This window comes from Variovorax sp. VNK109 (assembly GCF_049445855.1).
Classification (GTDB): Bacteria; Pseudomonadota; Gammaproteobacteria; order Burkholderiales; family Burkholderiaceae_C; genus JAGOCV01.
Genome location: NZ_JBMSDV010000004.1, coordinates 43,485 through 61,347 on the forward strand (window position 1 = coordinate 43,485; position 17,863 = coordinate 61,347).

At 68.3% G+C, this 17,863-nt stretch carries 17 protein-coding genes; 9 read left to right on the top strand and 8 right to left on the bottom strand.

The genetic code is table 11. The features are described 5' to 3' along the window. Positions 1-33: 33 nt before the first annotated feature. Positions 34-2,022 carry a tRNA uridine-5-carboxymethylaminomethyl(34) synthesis enzyme MnmG gene (mnmG, locus tag ACO2Q9_RS14600; protein WP_423312534.1) on the bottom strand — a complete coding sequence of 663 codons (1,989 nt, stop codon included), beginning with the start codon at positions 2,020-2,022 and terminating at the stop codon, positions 34-36. 76 nt (positions 2,023-2,098) lie between these two features. Here mnmG and ACO2Q9_RS14605 point away from each other — a divergent pair, with 76 nt between their 5' ends. Continuing rightward, positions 2,099-2,677 (top strand): NADPH-dependent FMN reductase, encoded by a 579-nt coding sequence (locus ACO2Q9_RS14605; protein ID WP_423312535.1) that lies wholly within the window; start codon positions 2,099-2,101, stop codon positions 2,675-2,677. A gap of 12 nt (positions 2,678-2,689) precedes the next feature. Here ACO2Q9_RS14605 and ACO2Q9_RS14610 read toward each other — a convergent pair whose 3' ends face one another. The 4 genes from ACO2Q9_RS14610 to ACO2Q9_RS14625 form a co-directional block, all read right to left on the bottom strand. Next, positions 2,690-3,604 (bottom strand): transglutaminase-like domain-containing protein, encoded by a 915-nt coding sequence (locus ACO2Q9_RS14610; RefSeq protein ID WP_423312536.1) that lies wholly within the window; start codon positions 3,602-3,604, stop codon positions 2,690-2,692. A gap of 34 nt (positions 3,605-3,638) precedes the next feature. Further along, positions 3,639-3,905, bottom strand: coding sequence for a hypothetical protein (locus tag ACO2Q9_RS14615; protein WP_423312537.1), 267 nt, complete (start codon positions 3,903-3,905; stop codon positions 3,639-3,641). Positions 3,906-3,966: 61 nt separating this feature from the next. Next, entirely contained in the window at positions 3,967-4,152 is a 186-nt protein-coding gene (locus ACO2Q9_RS14620; protein ID WP_423312538.1) for a DUF1328 family protein, read from the bottom strand. 111 nt (positions 4,153-4,263) lie between these two features. Continuing rightward, the gene (locus ACO2Q9_RS14625) at positions 4,264-5,592 is read right to left on the bottom strand and encodes a hypothetical protein (RefSeq protein WP_423312539.1); all 1,329 of its coding nucleotides are present in this window, start codon (positions 5,590-5,592) and stop codon (positions 4,264-4,266) included. A gap of 132 nt (positions 5,593-5,724) precedes the next feature. Between ACO2Q9_RS14625 and gstA the strand changes: the two genes are divergently transcribed. Beyond that, entirely contained in the window at positions 5,725-6,333 is a 609-nt protein-coding gene (gene gstA / locus ACO2Q9_RS14630; protein WP_423312540.1) for a glutathione transferase GstA, read from the top strand. A 16-nt stretch (positions 6,334-6,349) separates the two neighbouring features. Here gstA and ACO2Q9_RS14635 read toward each other — a convergent pair whose 3' ends face one another. Next, a complete protein-coding gene (locus ACO2Q9_RS14635) occupies positions 6,350-7,546 on the bottom strand; it encodes a YbfB/YjiJ family MFS transporter (RefSeq protein ID WP_423312541.1) in 1,197 nt (398 codons plus the stop codon). A gap of 116 nt (positions 7,547-7,662) precedes the next feature. Between ACO2Q9_RS14635 and ACO2Q9_RS14640 the strand changes: the two genes are divergently transcribed. After that, positions 7,663-8,766 carry an alkene reductase gene (locus ACO2Q9_RS14640; RefSeq protein WP_423312542.1) on the top strand — a complete coding sequence of 368 codons (1,104 nt, stop codon included), beginning with the start codon at positions 7,663-7,665 and terminating at the stop codon, positions 8,764-8,766. On the opposite strand, the gene ACO2Q9_RS14645 is transcribed toward ACO2Q9_RS14640, so the two are convergent. Then, positions 8,767-11,007, bottom strand: coding sequence for a heavy metal translocating P-type ATPase (locus tag ACO2Q9_RS14645; RefSeq protein ID WP_423312543.1), 2,241 nt, complete (start codon positions 11,005-11,007; stop codon positions 8,767-8,769). Positions 11,008-11,152: 145 nt separating this feature from the next. Here ACO2Q9_RS14645 and ACO2Q9_RS14650 point away from each other — a divergent pair, with 145 nt between their 5' ends. Further along, positions 11,153-11,350: a heavy-metal-associated domain-containing protein gene (locus ACO2Q9_RS14650; protein ID WP_423312544.1), complete on the top strand. Its 198-nt coding sequence runs from the start codon at positions 11,153-11,155 to the stop codon at positions 11,348-11,350. Continuing rightward, complete coding sequence (cueR, locus tag ACO2Q9_RS14655; RefSeq protein ID WP_423312545.1) at positions 11,347-11,772, top strand: Cu(I)-responsive transcriptional regulator; 426 nt, start codon at positions 11,347-11,349, stop codon at positions 11,770-11,772. The genes ACO2Q9_RS14650 and cueR overlap by 4 nt, the downstream gene beginning before the upstream one ends. Here the strand turns inward: cueR and ACO2Q9_RS14660 are convergent. Then, positions 11,769-12,293, bottom strand: a complete 525-nt coding sequence (locus ACO2Q9_RS14660; RefSeq protein ID WP_423312546.1) for a MarR family winged helix-turn-helix transcriptional regulator — start codon at positions 12,291-12,293, stop codon at positions 11,769-11,771. The genes cueR and ACO2Q9_RS14660 overlap by 4 nt on opposite strands. A 135-nt stretch (positions 12,294-12,428) precedes the next feature. Between ACO2Q9_RS14660 and ACO2Q9_RS14665 the strand changes: the two genes are divergently transcribed. Genes ACO2Q9_RS14665 through creB form a run of 4 tightly spaced genes read left to right on the top strand, consistent with a single transcriptional unit; the run spans position 12,429 to position 17,855 of the window. Beyond that, entirely contained in the window at positions 12,429-13,460 is a 1,032-nt protein-coding gene (locus tag ACO2Q9_RS14665) for a Bug family tripartite tricarboxylate transporter substrate binding protein (protein ID WP_423312547.1), read from the top strand. 3 nt (positions 13,461-13,463) lie between these two features. Then, complete coding sequence (locus ACO2Q9_RS14670; protein WP_423312548.1) at positions 13,464-14,783, top strand: sulfatase family protein; 1,320 nt, start codon at positions 13,464-13,466, stop codon at positions 14,781-14,783. 17 nt (positions 14,784-14,800) lie between these two features. Continuing rightward, positions 14,801-17,083 (top strand): FUSC family membrane protein, encoded by a 2,283-nt coding sequence (locus ACO2Q9_RS14675; protein ID WP_423312549.1) that lies wholly within the window; start codon positions 14,801-14,803, stop codon positions 17,081-17,083. A 10-nt stretch (positions 17,084-17,093) separates the two neighbouring features. Next, complete coding sequence (gene creB, locus ACO2Q9_RS14680) at positions 17,094-17,855, top strand: two-component system response regulator CreB (RefSeq protein ID WP_423312550.1); 762 nt, start codon at positions 17,094-17,096, stop codon at positions 17,853-17,855. Positions 17,856-17,863: the final 8 nt, after the last annotated feature.

Below are 17,863 nucleotides of genomic sequence, written 5' to 3' on the forward strand. Positions count from 1 at the left end.
ACTCCCCAGACCTGGTGCCTGCGTCCACCAAGTCTAAGCGAGTTGCCGTGCAGCCTCGTTCGCTGCCGCATCGGAGAAGCCCCGGAAGCCGCCCTTTTTCAGGTGGATCATGAGCAAGGAGATGGCCGCTGGCGTGACGCCCGAAATCCGGGATGCCAGGCCCAAGGTTTCCGGCCGGTGCTTGTTGAGCTTCTGCCGCACTTCGATGCTGAGGGCGGCAACCTGCATGTAATCCAGCTCTGCTGGCAAGCGCAGGTTTTCGTAGTGAGCCGCGCGGGCCACTTCGTCTTTCTGGCGGTCGATGTAGCCGGAGTACTTCGCAGCGATCTCGACCTGTTCGATCACGCCTGCCGCGAAATCATCCGTCGATGTTCCACGTGGAACAGTCACTGTCAGATCGGGGCTGGCGTACTTTCCGCCATCCATCGACATCAGCGAGTTGTAGCTCACCTCCGGCCGACGCAACAGGTCGGCCAGGTTGTATTCGTGCTCGATGGCCTTGCCAAGCACGCGCTCGGACTCAGGCGCCGGGAGGTTTCGCGGATTCACCCAGGTCGAGCGCAGCCGTTCTGTTTCACGTGAAACAGCGTCGCGCTTGCGGCTGAACGCGTCCCAGCGGGCGTCGTCCACCAAACCCAGTTGACGCCCGGCTTCGGTCAGGCGCATGTCGGCGTTGTCCTCGCGCAGCTGCAGGCGGAACTCGGCGCGGCTCGTGAACATGCGGTAGGGCTCGGTGACGCCCTTGGTGATCAGGTCGTCCACCAGCACGCCGAGGTACGCCTGATCGCGCCCGGGCAGCCAGCCCTCCTCGCCCCGGCAGCGAAGCGCGGCATTGATGCCGGCGAACAACCCCTGGGCCGCCGCCTCCTCATAGCCGGTGGTGCCGTTGATCTGGCCCGCGAAGAACAGGTTTTCGATCTGTCGCGTCTCGAAGTTGCTCTTGAGCGAGCGCGGGTCGAAGTAGTCGTACTCGATGGCGTAACCGGGGCGCAGGATGTGCGCGTTCTCCAGCCCGGCCATCGAGCGCACCAGCGCGTACTGGATGTCGAACGGTAGGCTGGTCGAGATGCCGTTGGGGTAGTACTCGTTCGTCGTCAGGCCTTCGGGCTCCAGGAAAATCTGGTGGCTGTCCTTGTCGGCAAAGCGATTGATCTTGTCTTCCACGCTCGGGCAGTAGCGCGGGCCCACACCCTCGATCTTCCCGGTGAACATGGGGCTGCGGTCGAAGCCGGAGCGGATGATCTCGTGCGTGCGCTCGTTGGTGTGGGTGATCCAGCACGGCATCTGCTGCGGGTGCATGGCGGCGTTGCCCATGAAGCTGAACACCGGCATCCGGTCGACGTCGCCGCCCGGCATGCCGTCGCCGGGCTGCTCGGTGCACTTCGAGAAATCGATGCTGCGGCCGTCGATGCGCGGCGGTGTGCCGGTCTTCAGCCGACCCTGCGGCAGCTTCAGCTCCTTGAGGCGCGCCGACAGCGACACCGCCGGCGGATCGCCCGCCCGCCCCGCCGCGTAGTTGTTCAGGCCGACGTGGATCTTTCCGTCGAGGAACGTACCCGCCGTCAGCACCACCGTGCGCGCCCGGAAGCGGATGCCGACCTGCGTCACCGCGCCGACCACCTTGTCACCCTCCACCATCAGGTCGTCCACCGCCTGCTGGAACAGCGTGAGGTTGGACTGGTTCTCGATGCGACGGCGGATCGCCGCCTTGTAGAGGATGCGGTCGGCCTGCGCGCGCGTCGCCCGCACGGCCGGGCCCTTGGAGCTGTTGAGGATGCGGAACTGGATGCCGCCCTCGTCCGTGGCGATGGCCATGGCACCGCCGAGCGCGTCCACTTCTTTCACGAGGTGGCCCTTGCCGATGCCGCCGATGGACGGGTTGCAGCTCATCTGCCCCAGCGTCTCGATGTTGTGGGTGAGCAGCAGCGTCGACGCGCCCATGCGCGCCGCGGCCAGTGCAGCCTCGGTGCCCGCGTGGCCGCCGCCGACCACGATGACGTCGAATTCCTGTTGATAGTCCATGCGTGATTTTATGCCGCTGCTGAAAATATGGGCAGCGCGCAGGAATACTGCAGGCAAGCTGTGCTGCAATGGCGACATGAAACTCCTCGTCTTCGCGGGCAGCACCCGCCAGAAATCCTTCAACCGCCGCCTCGCACACGCCACGGTCGCCATCGCCCGCGAGGCCGGCGCGGACGTGACGCACATCGAGCTCGCGGACTTCGACATCCCGATGTACAACGCTGACCTCGAAGCGGCAGGCACGCCGCCCGATGTGATCCGCCTCAAGCAGATCATGTTCGAGCACCCGGCCTGGATCATCTGCACGCCCGAGTACAACGCCAGCTATCCGGCGCTGGTGAAGAACACGCTCGACTGGGTGTCCAGCCCGGTCAAGGGCAATCCGGAATGGACCGACGGCTTCAAGTCGTCGCGCGGCAAGGTCGTCGGCGTGCTCAGCGCCTCGCCCGGCGCGCTCGGTGGCCTGCGTTCGCAAGGCCATCTGGCACCGCTGTTGATCAACCTGCAGTGCTGGCTGGCACCGCAGAACTTTGCGCTCGGCCACGCCGGCGATGCCTTCGATGAACAAGGCCAGCTGATCAGCGAAGCCAGCCGCGGACGCGTGCGCGGCGTCGTCGACCAGGTGCTTTGGGCCGCCGAGCGGCTGGCTAGGTAAGTTTGCGCCCGCTTACGCAATCAGCATCACTCGGCGGGCCGACTCGCCCACCCGCGCGCCCGGGCGCACATAGGTGCGCGGCTTCTCCGCCTCGTACTCGCGCACGCTGAGCTCCTTGGTCTTCATGCTCACGGGGCCGAAGATGGTGGAGAAAGCCACATCTTTAGCATCACGGCCTGCGCCGACGCGCACGAGGTTCTCCACCGGCGCCATGCGTGTCGGGTCGAACAGCACCCACCGGTCGCCCAGCCACGCTTCGAACACCGCATGGAAATCCTGCGGCGGTTCGTCGAACCACACGTAGCCGACGACGAAGCGCGCGGGGATGTTGAGCGCGCGGCAGAACGTCACGCCCAGATGCGCAAAGTCGCGGCACACGCCGGCGCGCTGCACGAAGACTTCCTGCGCGGTGCTGGTGGAGTCGGTGGAGCCCGGCTCGTAGCTGATGCTGTCGTGGATCCAGTCGCTGATCGCCTGCACGCGCGACAGGCCCGGCGGCAGGTCGCCGAAGAGTTGCCGCGCGGCGCGGCCCATCACATCCGACTGGCAGTAGCGCGTGGGCATGATGTAGGGCAGAACTTCATCGGGCACGGCGCTCACCGGCACCTCGGGCAGGTTTTCGATGATCGCGCGCCCGCTCCTGCGCGACCGCAAGGTGGGCCGCAAGCCCGGCCGCAGCGGTGACGCCAGCCTCTCCACCTGCGCGCGATAGCGGATGTTCAACTCACCCTTGGGCGCATCGATCCGCAGGAAGCGCGTGCCCGTGACGAGATCCGTGAAGCGGCGCAGTTCGACGTCCGGGTCGACCACCAGCTGTTCGCTGATGATGCGTTGCCCAGGCACTTGCGCCGCTTCGAGGTTGAAGCAGAAATGCGCCGGGCCGCACACGTCGTACGCCAGTCGCACATCGATTTGCGAGAGTTGCATGATGGGCTCTTTGCCGCTGTCTGCGTGTCTGCGGTCACGCGACGCACAGGCTGGCGAACGCGCCAGGTCGCGGTGCGCTGAGCACTGGCACCGAGTGCGCCGTGCGTCGTGCCAGGCGTGCAGCCTTCTTGCCACGCGCCACGGGCAGTTCCCAGGCCATCTGCGTCACGCGCAACACACGTCGAACCTGGTACAGCGGGCTGTTCATCAGTTCATGCAGGGTGTCGGCCCCTGCTTGATCGGCGACCGGTGAAACATCGTCCGCGAAGGAAACCTCGTGGACCCGGTCGCTGGCATTCATGTCGTACATCTTCTGTCTCTCTGGCTTATGTGGCTCTTGTGCGCCGGCTTCGTGCGCCGGTTCAGTCCAGCGCCTTGCGCACCGCGCCGACGCCCAGTGCCGCCAGCACCAGGAACACCACGGCAAGGATCAGGAACAGGCCGAACAGGATCTTGGCGATGCCTGCCGCGCCGGCCGCAATGCCGCCGAAGCCGAGCGCGCCGGCCACCAGGGAAATCAGGGCAAAAATGATCGCGTACTTCAACATCACAATCTCCTTCGGGGCAGACGCCCTCAGCGTTTGGGTGATGAAGAGACTGTATGGAGGCGGCCGCGCACGCTCCATCGGCACGCGGCGCGGCGCGGCGTAGGACAACAGCTACTTGCCGAACAGGCCTTTGAGCCCCTGGCCGAGACGGTCGCCCAGCTTGGCGCCCGCGCCCGTGCCCACGCCGGGCATGACCGCCGTGCCGATGGCCGCACCCAGCATTGCCGTGCGCGAGAGCGTGACCTCGGGCGCTTCCAGCGTGCCACCCACCTGCAGCGGCACCCCGACGATGCCGCCCGTGACGCCACGCGCCACGTCGACCGTGATGCGGCCGTCCAGCGCTTTCGACGGCGAGATCGACACGTTGCCGCGCGCCGTGAGCACGCCCGATGACGCGACGAGCTGGCTCACCTGCGCGCTGCGCCCCTGCGTGCGCACTTCGCCGGTCAGCGTGTCCAGCTGCGTCAGGCCGCCGCGCGACAGGCCGACCGTCTGCACCGCTTTCAGCAGGTCGAGTCCGTTGATCTGCGCGCCGTGCACGGTGAAACGCGTGTGGCTCTGAAGGTTGTCGGCGAGCGCCGGAAAACCTGTGCCCCGCGCGCTCAGCGTCGTGTCCGCCTCGAGCTTGCCGCTCAGCGGACGCCCCGGTGCGGTGATGGCGGGGACATCCACACCGCGCGTCTTCAGCTCGCCCTTGAGTTCGATGACCTGGTTCGCACCACCTGCCACCGGCCAGACCAGATGCAGCGGCCCCTCGACCTTGCCGCCGCCGATGTCCAGCACCAACTGCCAGCGCGCGCCGTCCTTGCCGGGCGACAGCGCGAGCTGTGTGCCGGCCCGCGCACCCTGCTCGATGCGCAGCGTCGCGCTCTCGGGCAGGCCGTCGTCGCCGACCTTCGCGTCGGCCTTGACCGTCGTGCGTGCGCCGGTGGCCGCAACCCAGGTCACACCGTCCAGCACGATGCGCCGGGGCAGCCAGCGCGTCTGGCCCGGACCCGGGGTGCCCGTGGTGTCCTCGCGCTGCGCGAGCTTGTGCAGGCCCGCAATCAGCGCGTCCACGCCCTTCTCGGGCAGCACCGCATCGCGCACCACCAGCGTCTGGATGGCCGCGCCACCCGCGAGCGCGGCGCGCCAGTCGGGCCGCACTTCCACACGGGTGAGCGTCAATGGCGTGGGCGTCTTCACATTCACGCCGTCCACCGCCACGGCCGGCACGGGAAACAACGCCACCTGCAGGCGACCGAGCGCGAGCGGCACGCCCAGCGCCGTGCTGGCTTCGCGCTCCACACGGGCGCGGAAATCGGCGGAGCCCACCCAGCGGTGCAACGCATAAGTTGCAGCAGCCAGCAGCACGAGCAGCAGGAGTGCGAGGACGGCGAGCCATTTGAAGACGCGCCGTGCCGTGCCCTTGCCGATGGAAGATACCGAGCTGGATGCCATGCCGCATTGTGGCCGCGTCGGCAAGGAACGAGGTAACAAAGCCGGCGCAAAACGCGGACGGCAGCGGAAACCGTCGTCTGCCGCTAGCATCTGCATCTTCCGACCGCCTCAAAAACCACCCTCAAGGACGACATGAAGCTCTACTACTCCCCCGGCGCCTGTTCGCTTTCCCCGCAGATCGTGCTGCGCGAATCCGGTCTCGCGTTCGAAGCCGTGCTCGCCTCGACGAAAACCAAGCAGCTGGCCGACGGCACCGACTACCACAGCATCAACCCGCTGGGCTACGTGCCCATGCTCGAGCTCGACGACGGCACACGCCTGCGCGAAGGCCCGGCCATCGTGCAGTACATCGCCGATCAGGTGCCCACGAAGAACCTCGCGCCGGCCAACGGCACGCTGCAGCGCTACCGCCTGCAGGAATGGCTGACCTTCATCGGCATGGAGCTGCATCGCAATTTCACGCCGCTGTTCAACCCCAAGATGCCCGAAGACGCGAAGGCCATTGCACGCGAACGCCTCATCGGCCGCCTCAAGTGGGTGGATGGCGAACTCGCCGGCAAGGACTACGTGACCGGCGAACACTTCTCGGTGGCCGACGCCTACCTTTTCGCCGTGACCAACTGGGCCAAGCCGATGAACGTGGACCTGTCCGGCTTCGCGAACCTGCTGGCCTGGCGTGAACGCGTTGCTGTCCGTCCTGCCGTGCAGGAAGCCATGAAGGCCGAAGGCCTGTCGAAGTAAGTACTTCCAGCGGTCTTCAGGGCGAGGCGGCAAGCGGCCGCTGGCGCCACGCCAGCGCCGCACCCACCCACAGCGCGCAGGCCGAGAACACCAGCCCGCGCGCGAGGCCGCCCGGTCCGTCCGCGATCCAGCCCACCACCGTGGGCCCCACGATCTGCCCAGCCGCGAACACGATGGTGAACGCGCTGATGCCCGACGCCCATTGCGCGGCCGGCAGGTTATGCCGCACCAGGGCCGTGGTCGACGCCACCACCGACAGGAACACACCGCCGAACACGACGCCCGACAGCAGCACCAGCGGCCAGCTTTGCGTGAGCGCCGGCAACACGGTCGCGCACCCGAGCAAGGCGTTGAGGATGGCCAGCGCCTGCCCGCCCTTGTAGCGGTCCAGCAGACCCGCCCAGATACGCGACGAAGCAACCACGGCCGCGCCGAGCAGCGCATAGAACAGGGTAATCGAGCCCGGTGCCACGCCCTGCTCACGCAGCAGCGCGATCACGAAAGTCATGTAGCCGATGTAGCCCACGCCGAACAGCGCGTAGCCGGCAAGGCCGAACGCGAAGCGCGGCACCACGCGCGGCGGCGGGCCTGCGGATGCAGCGGCAGCCACCGGCGGTGCCAGCGATGCCAGCGCACGCGCAGGCCAGGCGAGCGCCAGCGTCGCCGCCACGCAGGCAGCCGCCAGCGCCCACCACGCCCAAGTCCAGCCATGCGGCACGCCCGACGCTGCGGAAAGCGTCGCCGGCACCAGCAGCGCCGAGAGCACGATGCCGAAGCCCGTGCCGCCGTAGTACATGCCCAGCAGGAAGCCGCCGCGGTGCGGATGCTGCGCCGCCAGCCGCGCCGCCAGCAGGCCGCCCGCGATGAAGATCCAGGCGCTCGCCACGCCCGCGAGGAAACGCTGCGCGAGCAACGGCACCGCCTCGACGAAGAAGCCGCTCGCCGCCATGAACACGCTCGCCAATGCCGATCCCGCAAGCATCAGCCGCGCAGCCCCGGCGCGTGACATGAGTTTCGGCGTGACCAGGGCACCCACCAGATAACCCAAGGCATTGAGCGTGTTCATCGCCCCCGCCAGCGTGTACGACCACTGCAGGTCGCTGCGCATCGGCGGCAGCAGCAGGCCGTAGGCAAAACGCGTGATGCCCAGCGACACCGCCGCACCGAGCGAGAGCGCCAGCGCAAGCCAGAAGGTGCGTGCGGGAATTGTCATGCGACTGCTTCTACACCATCCCGCGCAAACCCGCTGGCTGCACGGCTTCGCTTTTCGGTTTAGTCTTTGTGCCCTGCAGCAATTCCAACAACCTCCAACCTGCCCACCGGAGTTTTATGTCTTCCATTTTCGAACCTGTGCAGATCGGCGCGCTGAAGCTCCACAACCGCATCGTGATGGCGCCGCTTACCCGCAACCGCTCGCCCAACGCCATTCCCACCGACCTCGCGGTCACCTACTACCGCCAGCGCGCCAGCGCCGGCCTGATCGTGAGCGAAGGCACCGTCATCAGCCCGCAGGGCCAGGGCTATGCCGACGTGCCGGGCCTCTACTCCACCGAACAGATCGACGCCTGGAAGCGCGTCACCGCCGCCGTGCATGAAGCCGGCGGCAAGATCTTCTGCCAGATCTGGCACGTGGGCCGCGTCTCGCACACGGACCTGCAGCCCGACAACCAGCCGCCGGTCGCGCCTTCGGCCATCACGGCCAAGACCAAGACCTACCTGCTCAAGGACGGCGTCGGCTCCTTCGCCGAGACCTCGCACCCGCGCGCGCTGCGTGCCGAGGAACTGCCCGGCATCGTGCGTGACTTCCAGCATGCCGCGCGCAACGCGGTGCTGGCCGGCTTCGACGGCGTCGAGGTGCACGGTGCCAACGGCTACCTGATCGACCAGTTCCTCAAGGACGGCGCCAACCACCGCAAGGACGACTACGGCGGCTCCATCGAGAACCGCGCGCGCCTGCTGCTGGAAGTGATGCGCGCCGTGACGGAAGAGATCGGCGGCGATCGCGTCGGTCTGCGCCTCTCGCCCATCACGCCGGCCAACGACATCGTCGACTCGAACCCGCAACCGCTGTTCGAGCATGTGGCGCGCGAACTCGCGCCGCTACGCCTGGCCTACATCCACGTGATCGAAGGCGCGACCGGCGGCCCGCGCGAGATCGCCGATCGGCCGTTCGACTTCGGCGCGTTCAAGTCGGCCTACCAGACCGCCGGCGGCAAGGGCGCGTGGATGGTGAACAACGGCTATGACCGTGCCATGGCCGAGAAGGCCGTGGCGAACGGCGCCGACCTCGTCGCCTTCGGTCGCCCCTTCATCTCCAACCCCGATCTGGTGCACCGCCTGCGCGAGAACGCGGAGCTCAACGCGGCCGACAAGACGACGTTCTATGGCGGCGGCGCGAAGGGCTACACCGACTATCCGACCCTGAACGGGTGATCAGCCCTTCGGCTTCCACCGGCGCAGCAGCAACGCATTCGCCATGACACTCACCGAAGAGAGCGCCATCGCCGCGCCCGCCACCACCGGACTCAGGTAGCCCAGCGCCGCGAGCGGGATGCCCGCCACGTTGTATGCGAAGGCCCAGAACAGGTTCTGGCGGATCTTCATCACCGTGCGGTGCGAGATGTCGAGCGCGGCGGCCACGAGTTGCGGGTCGCCGCGCATCAGCGTCACACCGGCTGCCTGCATCGCCACGTCGGTGCCGTTGCCCATCGCCATGCCCACATCGGCGGCGGCAAGCGCAGGCGCGTCGTTGACGCCGTCGCCGACCATTGCGACGATGTGACCGCCGTCCTTGAGCGCGGCAAGCTTCAGCGCCTTGTCGCCCGGCAGAACTTCCGCCATGACTTCGCCCGCGTCGGGGTCGAGGCCGAGCCGGCGGCCCATGGCGAATGCCGCGCCCCGGTTGTCGCCCGAGATCATCACCGTGCGGATGCCGCGCGCGCGCAACGCGGCCAGTGCGTCGTGCGCGCCGGGCTTGGGCTCGTCGCCGAAGGCCATCAGCGCGCGCAAGGCCAGTCCCTGCGACGTGCGCTCGACCAGCGCGGACACCGTCGCACCTTCGTCCTGCAGCGCCTGCGCCTTCCGCGCAAGCGCGCCCCACTGCACGTTGGGTCCTACGTCGAGTCCCACGTTCAGCTCCTCCATCCAGCGCAGGCTGCCGATGAGGTAGCTCACCGCGTTCACCTCGCCTTCGGTGCCGCGCCCCGGCACGGCGCGCACGTCGTCGGGCGACGGCACGGCCACCCTGCGCTCCTTCGCCGCCTGCACCACCGCACGCGCGAGCGGGTGTTCGCTGCCGCTCTGCAGGCTTGCGGCGACCACGAGCAGCGCCGCTTCATCCGCATCGGGCGCAACGACGAATGCCGTCAGGCGCGGTTGCCCCACCGTCAGCGTGCCGGTCTTGTCGAAGGCCACCGTATCCACGCGATGCGCAAGCTCCAGCGCCTGCGCGTCCTTGATCAGGATGCCCTGCTTCGCCGCCACGCCCGTGCCTGCCATGATGGCCGCCGGCGTCGCCAGACCGAGCGCGCAAGGGCAGGCGATCACCAGCACCGCGACGGCATGGATGAGCGCCGTCTCCACATTCGCCCCGGCCATCAGCCAGCCGGCCAGCGTGATGACCGCAATCACCATCACCACCGGCACGAACACGGCGGACACCCGGTCCACCAGCCGCTGGATCGGCGCCTTGGCGGCCTGCGCGTCCTCGACGAGGCGCACGATGCGCGCGAGCACCGATTCCGCGCCGACCGCGCTCACCTGCATCACGATGCGACCGTCACCGTTGACCGAGCCGCCGGTGAGCATCGCTTCCGCTTCCTTGGTCACCGGCAGCGGCTCGCCGGTGAGCATGGATTCGTCGACCTGCGTGCGGCCTTCGAGCAGACGGCCGTCGGCGGGAATGCGCTCGCCCGGACGCACGACGAGCCGGTCACCCGGCATCACTTCGTCGAGCGGCACATCGACTTCACCATCGACGCCGATGAGGTGCGCCGTGTCAGGCCGCAGCGCATGCAGCGCGCGGATGGCCGTCGTCGCCTGACGCTTGGCGCGCGCCTCCAGCCACTTGCCCAGCAGCACCAGCGTGATCACCACCGCCGAGGCCTCGAAGTACAGGTGCGCCATGCCGCCGCCCGATGTGAGCCACAGCCACATCGACAGGCCCCAACCCGCGCTGGTGCCCACGGCCACCAGCAGGTCCATGTTGCCGGTGCCCGCGCGCAACGCATGCCAGCCCGCGCGGTAGAAGCGCGCACCCAGGATGAACTGCACCGGCGTCGCCAGCACGAACTGCACCCACGCCGGCAGCATCCAGTGCACGCCGAGCCACTCCGCGATCATGGGCAGCATCAGCGGCAGCGACAGCACCGCGCCGATGGCTACCGGCGTGAAGCCGGACCATGGCGATGCGTCTTCGCTCTCGGCCTGTTGCTGCGTGCGCGGCTCGTAGCCCGCGTCGCGCACCGCGCGCTTGAGCAGCGCCGGCATGTCGGCGGTGGCGACGTCATCGGCATAGGCAATGCGGGCCGACTCGGTCGCCAGGTTCACCGTCGCGTCCTGCACGCCCGGCACCTTCTTCAGCGCACGCTCGACGCGGCCCACGCAGGACGCGCAGGTCATGCCGCCGACGGACAGGTCGAACGACTGGAGAGCGGGGGTGGACGAAGTGTTCATGGTTGAAGCGTAATCCTTCCCACGATGGCAAGGTCAAACCTTGATCTGGCGCAACCCCACCGCAAATGGGGTCGTGGCATTGCGATTGACCTTCCCGCCATGTCAAGGTTCAGGATAAGCTCGTCATCAACCAAGGAGCAACCACATGAATGAAATCTTCCAGGTGCAGGGCATGACCTGCGGCCACTGCGAACGCGCCGTCACCCGCGCGGTGAAGCAGGTCGACCCGCAGGCGGAAGTGAAGATCGACCGGCCCGCCGGCCGCGTCGAGGTGCAGACCAGCCAGCCGCGCGATGCGCTCGCGAAGGCGATCGCCGGAGAAGGCTACACGGTCGCCACATGAACACCGCGAACGCAGGCCCGTTCAACATCGGCGAGGCGGCGCGCCAGTCCGGCGTGTCGGCCAAGATGGTCCGCCACTACGAATCGCTCGGGTTGCTGGGCGAAGTGGCGCGCACCGACAGCGGCTACCGCCAGTACAGCAGCGCCGACATCCACACGTTGCAGTTCGTCCGCCGCTCGCGCGACCTCGGTTTCTCGATGGCCGAGATCGGCGAACTCGTGAGCCTGTGGCGCAACCGCCGACGCACCAGCGCGAGCGTGCGCCGCATCGCGGAGAAGCACAGCGCTGAACTCGCGCAGCGTATCGAGGCCATGCAGTCGATGCAGCGCACCCTGAAGCACCTGATCCACTGCTGCCATGGCGACGAACGGCCGGACTGCCCGATCCTGGACGATCTGGCGGGCGCGCAGGCCGGCAGCTAAGCCGACCGCCCCCGCCTTCTGTCCGCCTTCGGCAATTCACCCTGCGTGGCGGCCGAACGCAGATCGGCGCGCCGCTGCAGGCGCGTCAGCATGCCGTCGAGCGCCGCAACCTCCTGCTGCGACAGGTCGGCCAGCAGGTCGAGGTTGATCTCCTTCACAAGCGGGAACAGTTCCGCGTGCAGCGCCCAGCCGCGCTCTGTCAGCTTCACGCCGGCCTGCCGCCGGTCGCCGGGCATGGTGTCGCGGCTCACCAGCTGCTTGGCGGCCAGCGAGGACAGCGCGCGCGAAGTGCGTGCGCGGTCCAGCTGGGCCCACACCGCCAGGTCCGACGGTCGCCGCCATTCACCGGGCGCCAGTGTGGCCAGCTGGCCGATGATGCGCCACTCGCGCCGGGTGATCCCGAAACGCCCCTCGCACAGGCGGATGACCATGCCGCCGCCGGTGCCGAGCAACCGCGAGATGCGCAGCAGCAGCATGTCCTCGACGGCGGCGGGCGCGGCCAGTGCGGCGTTCTGCGTCATGTCGGTCTCCTTGGTCGGCATCGCGGTCAGGGTAATTGCGGAGGATGGTTGATTAGAACAATCACCGCCATGTCCGTAGAGTCGGGATGAGATGCGGGCCGCCACGGGCGGCCGCACGACATGGAGACAACAGACATGGACAAGCAGCATAGCGCCAAGGTGGCGCAGGAGCCGGGTTTCGCACGGCGCGATTTCCTCGGCGGACTCGGGGCCTTGGGCGCGGTTGGCGCCCTCGGCGCACTCGCCTCGCCGTCCGCACGGGCGCAGGACTTCCCCAGCAAACCCATCCGCGTGCTCATCGGCGTGCCGGCCGGTGGCACGCAGGACGTGCTGACGCGCGCACTGGCCGATTCGATGCGCGATTCGCTCGGCACCGTGATCCTCGACAACCGGGGCGGCGCGGCCGGCCGCATTGCGGTGGACGTGGTGAAGAACGCAGAGCCCGACGGCCACACGCTGCTGCTGGGCACGGCGGGCATGATGACCATGTTCCCCAACGCCTACCCCAAACTCAGCTACGACCCGATGAAGGACTTCGCGCCCATCGTCAACGCCGCGAGCTTCGAGCTGGCCATGGTGGTCAACCAGAACGTACCGGCCAACACGCTGCCCGAGTTCATCGCCTGGGCGAAGACGCAGGGCGACAAGGTGAGCTTCGCGTCCTACGGCGCGGGCACGCCTTCTCACTTCCTCGGTGAAATGCTCAACCGCGCAGCGGGCCTGAAGATGGTCCACGTGCCCTATCGCGGCTCCACGCCCGCGCGGCAGGACGTGATGGGCGGCACCGTGCCGGTGTACTTCGACACCGTGGGCGGCGCGATCACCATGCAGCCCACCGGCCGCATCAAGGTGCTGGCCACCAGCGGTGCGCGCCGCTCGCCGCCGATGCCCGCCATCCCCACCTTCACCGAACTGGGCTACCCCGACGTGATCGCCTCGGCCTGGTTCTCGTTCTATGCGCCGGTGAAGACGCCCGAGCCGGTGCTGCGCAAGCTGCGTGCGGAGTTCCTCAAGGCCGTCAACACGCGCGAGGTGCGGCAGCAACTGCTGGTCAACGGCATGTACCCCGTGGGCGACGGGCCGGATGCGCTCAGGAAAACCATGACGGAAGACACCGCGCGCTGGGGCAAGATCATGCGCGCCGTGGGCTTCCAGGCCACCGACTGATTTATGTCCCGCCGTCCCAACATCATCTTCATCGTCGCCGACGACCTCGGCTTCGCAGACCTCGGCTGCTACGGCGGCCGGCCTGCGAAATTCGGCGCCGTCTCGCCGAACCTCGATGCGCTGGCGGCCAACGGTATCCGCTTCACACAGGGCTATGCGAACTCGCCCGTGTGCTCGCCCACGCGCTTCGCACTCATGACCGGCCGCTGGCAATACCGCCTGCGCGGCGCGGCCGACGAACCCATCAACAGCAAGAGCCGGGGCAGCGCCACGCTCGGCCTGCCGCCCGAGCACCCGACGATGGCCTCGCTGCTCCAGCAAAGCGGCTACGCCACCGCGCTCATCGGCAAGTGGCATCTGGGCTACCCGCCGCATTTCGGCCCGCTGCGCTCGGGCTACGACGAATTCTTCGGCCCCATGTCGGGCGGCGTGGACTACTTCACCCACTGCGACAGCCGCGGCACGCACGACCTGTGGTTCGGCGAAGAGGAGTCGAAGGAAACGGGCTACCTCACCGACCTGATTTCCGACCGCGCCATCGGCTACATCGACCGCGTGGCGAAAAGCGAAGCACCCTTCTTCCTGAGCCTGCACTACACCGCACCGCACTGGCCATGGGAAACGCGTGACGACGAAGCCGTCGCCGCCGACGTGAAGGACAACCTGTTCCACCTGCACGGCGGCAACGTGGACACCTACCGCCGCATGATCCACCACATGGACGAAGGCATCGGCCGCATCCACGACACGCTCAAGAAGCACGGCGTGGACAAGGACACGCTGATCATCTTCACCAGCGACAACGGCGGCGAACGCTTCTCGGACAACTGGCCGCTCGTGGGCGGCAAGATGGACCTCACCGAAGGCGGCATCCGTGTGCCATGGATCGCGCACTGGCCCGCCGTCATCGCGCCGGGCAGCACGAGCGAGCAACACTGTCTCACCATGGACTGGACCGCCACCGTGCTTGATGCGGCGGGCGTGGAAGCTGCGCCCAGCCACCCGCTCGACGGCCTGTCACTCATGCCGGTGCTGCGCGATGCATCGCAGGGTTTTGCCCGGCCGCTCTACTGGCGCATGAACCACCGCGGCCAGCGCGCCTACCGCCACGGCCGCTGGAAGTACCTGCGCGTGGACGGCCACGACTACCTGTTCGACATCGACGCCGACGCGCGCGAACGCGCCAACCTCGCGCCACGCGAGCCCGAACGGCTCACGCGCATGCGCGAGGCGTGGGAGGCGTGGAACGAAACCGTGCCGGCGATTCCCGCCGATGCGACGGTGAGCCTGGGCTATTCGAACGCGGACATGCCGCAGCGCTGAGGCACAGCGGGGGCACAATGGCCCTTGCCGTGCCTTTCTCATTCGACCGCTTCCGCCCCGCCCTGCGCGTGGCACTGAGCTACTACGTCGCCAACGGCGCGTCGGTGGCGGTGGGCTTGCTCGTCATCTCGGCCATCGTGCACATGTGGCTGGGCGCTGAAGCCGCGGCGGCAGCCGGCATCGGGGCCATCGTCGTCTCGCCTCCCGACCTGCCTTCGCCGCGCCGGATCAAGCTGCGGCAGATGCTGCCCGCGCCCCTGTTCGGCCTGCCGCTGTTCTTCGCCGTGCAATGGCTATCGGACGACCCTGCGCAATTGGGCCTGCTGCTGGTGCCGTGCACCTTCCTGGCGTTCCTCGCCATGGCCTGGGGCAAGCGCGGCATTCCCATCGCCATCGCGGTGATGTTCGCGATGATCTTTTCCATGGCCGTGCCCGCGCAGGACGACTGGCACGGCGTGCTGCGTACCACCGGGCACTTCGCCATTGGCGCGTTCGCGGGCGTGGTCTGGGCCGTGGCGACGAATGCACTGCTCAACGGCCGTTACCGTGTGCAGTTCATCGCCGACACGCTGCTGTCGGTGGCATCGCTCATGCGCGCGCAGGCCGCGCGATTCGAGCCGATCCATGCCGCCACGACCGAAGAACGCATCGCGCGCGCTGACGCCGTCACCAGCGCCTTGCTGGCGCGACAGGCGGCACTGGCCGACCAGTTGCAGGCCGCGCGCGACCTGGTGCTCGAAACGCCCGGCACACCACGCCGCCAGCAGCTCGCCGCGCTGCTCATGATGGTGCTGGAGTTGCGCGACCATCTCGTGGCGAGCGAGCTCGACGTGGACCTGCTGCACGCGCACACCACGCACGCCAGCGCGCTCGCGAGCATCGGCGCCACGCTGCCCGAACTGGCCGAACAGGTGGAGCGCATGGCCGATTCGATGCTGATGCTGCGCAAGCCCGCACGCGAGACCGACCTGCGACCACGCCTGGATGCCTTGCGCGCCGCAGCAGGTGATGTCGGTGACGGCAGCGGCAACACCGACGCCGCCACGCTCCAACTGCTGCGCGGCCTGGCCGACCGCATGGGCCACATCAACGACGAGGTGCAGCGCATGGTCGCCCTTGCGCGCGGCGACACCACGCCTGACCTGGCCGTCGTGCGCGCCAGCTGGCAGATGTTCGTGAGCCCGGCCGCCTGGTCGATCGCGCCCTTCCTCGCGCTCTGGCGCTGGGACGCGCCACCACTGCGCCACGCCATCCGCGCGGCGCTGGCCATCGCGGCGGGTTACATCATCTCGCTGGTGCTGCCGTGGAAGTCGCACCCCTACTGGATCTTCCTCACCATCGTGCTGGTGCTGCGCGGCAGCTTCGCGCAGACGGTGGAGCGGCGCGACGCACGTGTGGCCGGCACGCTGCTCGGTTCGGTGCTGGCCGTGCTGGTGCTGCGCGCGCACCTTACGCACGCCGGCATCCTCGCGGTGATGACGGTGTCGCAGGCCATCGCGCACGGCTTCGCGATCCGCCGTTACATCATCACGGCCGTGGCCGCCACCATCCTCGGCCTGGTGCAGGCGCATTTGCTCAACACCGGCGCAAGCACCACGCTTGCACTGATGGAACGCGTCGCGGATACGGTGCTCGGCGCAGGCATCGCCTGGGCTTTCAGCTACCTGCTGCCCTCGTGGGAACGCGGGCAGATTCCCGCGCTGGTGCAGCGCACCGTGCTCGCGCAGGCGCGCCACGCACGCGAGGCCCTCGCACTCGGCCAGCTCAGCGCGGTGGACAACGGTTTCGAACTGCGCTGGCGGCTGGCACGGCGTGAGGCGTACGACAGCCTCTCGGCGCTCGTGCAGGCCACCCAACGTTCGCTGGCCGAGCCGCGTGCCGTGCGCCCGCCACTCGTGCCGCTGGAGCGCCTGCAGGCGCGCAGCTACCAGTTGCTCGCGCAGATGTCTGCGGCGAAATCCATCCTGCTGCTGCGGCGCGATCACTTACGCATCGCGGCGATGGGTCCGCCCCTCGCAGCCGCCAGCGCGCGGATCGAAACCACGCTCGCCGTGCCGGCTCCAAAGCCAGCGACGATGGCAAGCCCCGCCCCGACGGGTTCGCCGATGCCCGAGCAAGGCATCGCACCCGGCATCCCGACGCCGGCCGCTGCCGCGCCTGACCAGCCCGCCGCCATCGAAACGCCCGCGTCCGAACTCGAATTTGCGTTGCTGCGCCGCCTCTCGCTGTGCGAAGACATCGCCGTGCAGTTACGGCAGGAAGCCGACGTGGCGCTCGAAGCCCTGCGCCGCAGCCACTAACATGGCGGTCATGAACCTTCCCGCTGTCAAACCCCGCATCCTCGTCGTGGAGGACGAGTCGGGCATCGCCGACACGTTGCGCTACGTGCTCGCCGCCGACGGCTTCGAGCCCGTGTGGTGCACCAGCGGCGCCGAAGCGCTCGCGGCGTTCGCGCAGCAGCCGCCCGCGCTCGCCATCCTGGATGTCGGCCTGCCCGACATCAACGGCTTCGACCTCTTCAAGCGGCTGCAAGCCCTGCCCGGCGGCGCGCAGGTGCCGATGCTCTTCCTCACCGCGCGCAGCGACGAGATCGACCGCGTCGTCGGCCTGGAGCTCGGCGCGGACGACTACATCGCCAAACCCTTCTCGCCGCGTGAACTGGTGGCGCGCGTGCGGACCATCCTGCGGCGCGCGACGCGCACGGGTGCTGCGGCAGAACCGGCTACTGCGCCAACACCGAAGCCCGCCATCAACACACCGCTGTCCCCCGTCGAAGTCGACGACGAGCGCCGCCGCATCCGCTACTACGGCCAGCCGCTCGAACTCTCGCGCTACGAATACGGCCTGCTGCGCCTGCTCGCCCAGAAGCCCGGCCGCGTCTACACACGCGACGAACTGCTCGACCGCGTGTGGGACGACGCCACCGACAGCATCGACCGCACGGTGGACGCGCACATCAAGACCCTGCGCGCCAAGCTGCGCGCCGTCGCGCCCGACATCGACCCGATCCGCACGTTGCGCGGCACGGGGTATGCGCTGGCGGATGATCTTCCTGCATCGCTGCCGCGCTGAGCGGGCAC

Excerpts from the sequence above, each read along its gene's own strand:
- ACO2Q9_RS14605 (WP_423312535.1), top strand. The coding sequence starts at position 2,099 with ATGAAACTCCTCGTCTTCGCGGGCAGCACCCGCCAGAAATCCTTCAAC.
- ACO2Q9_RS14645 (WP_423312543.1), bottom strand. The coding sequence starts at position 11,007 with ATGAACACTTCGTCCACCCCCGCTCTCCAGTCGTTCGACCTGTCCGTC.
- cueR (WP_423312545.1), top strand. The coding sequence starts at position 11,347 with ATGAACACCGCGAACGCAGGCCCGTTCAACATCGGCGAGGCGGCGCGC.
- ACO2Q9_RS14665 (WP_423312547.1), top strand. The coding sequence starts at position 12,429 with ATGGACAAGCAGCATAGCGCCAAGGTGGCGCAGGAGCCGGGTTTCGCA.
- ACO2Q9_RS14620 (WP_423312538.1), bottom strand. The coding sequence starts at position 4,152 with ATGTTGAAGTACGCGATCATTTTTGCCCTGATTTCCCTGGTGGCCGGC.
- gstA (WP_423312540.1), top strand. The coding sequence starts at position 5,725 with ATGAAGCTCTACTACTCCCCCGGCGCCTGTTCGCTTTCCCCGCAGATC.
- ACO2Q9_RS14675 (WP_423312549.1), top strand. The coding sequence starts at position 14,801 with ATGGCCCTTGCCGTGCCTTTCTCATTCGACCGCTTCCGCCCCGCCCTG.
- ACO2Q9_RS14625 (WP_423312539.1), bottom strand. The coding sequence starts at position 5,592 with ATGGCATCCAGCTCGGTATCTTCCATCGGCAAGGGCACGGCACGGCGC.
- creB (WP_423312550.1), top strand. The coding sequence starts at position 17,094 with ATGAACCTTCCCGCTGTCAAACCCCGCATCCTCGTCGTGGAGGACGAG.
- ACO2Q9_RS14660 (WP_423312546.1), bottom strand. The coding sequence starts at position 12,293 with ATGACGCAGAACGCCGCACTGGCCGCGCCCGCCGCCGTCGAGGACATG.
- ACO2Q9_RS14670 (WP_423312548.1), top strand. The coding sequence starts at position 13,464 with ATGTCCCGCCGTCCCAACATCATCTTCATCGTCGCCGACGACCTCGGC.
- ACO2Q9_RS14615 (WP_423312537.1), bottom strand. The coding sequence starts at position 3,905 with ATGAATGCCAGCGACCGGGTCCACGAGGTTTCCTTCGCGGACGATGTT.
- ACO2Q9_RS14610 (WP_423312536.1), bottom strand. The coding sequence starts at position 3,604 with ATGCAACTCTCGCAAATCGATGTGCGACTGGCGTACGACGTGTGCGGC.
- mnmG (WP_423312534.1), bottom strand. The coding sequence starts at position 2,022 with ATGGACTATCAACAGGAATTCGACGTCATCGTGGTCGGCGGCGGCCAC.
- ACO2Q9_RS14635 (WP_423312541.1), bottom strand. The coding sequence starts at position 7,546 with ATGACAATTCCCGCACGCACCTTCTGGCTTGCGCTGGCGCTCTCGCTC.
- ACO2Q9_RS14650 (WP_423312544.1), top strand. The coding sequence starts at position 11,153 with ATGAATGAAATCTTCCAGGTGCAGGGCATGACCTGCGGCCACTGCGAA.
- ACO2Q9_RS14640 (WP_423312542.1), top strand. The coding sequence starts at position 7,663 with ATGTCTTCCATTTTCGAACCTGTGCAGATCGGCGCGCTGAAGCTCCAC.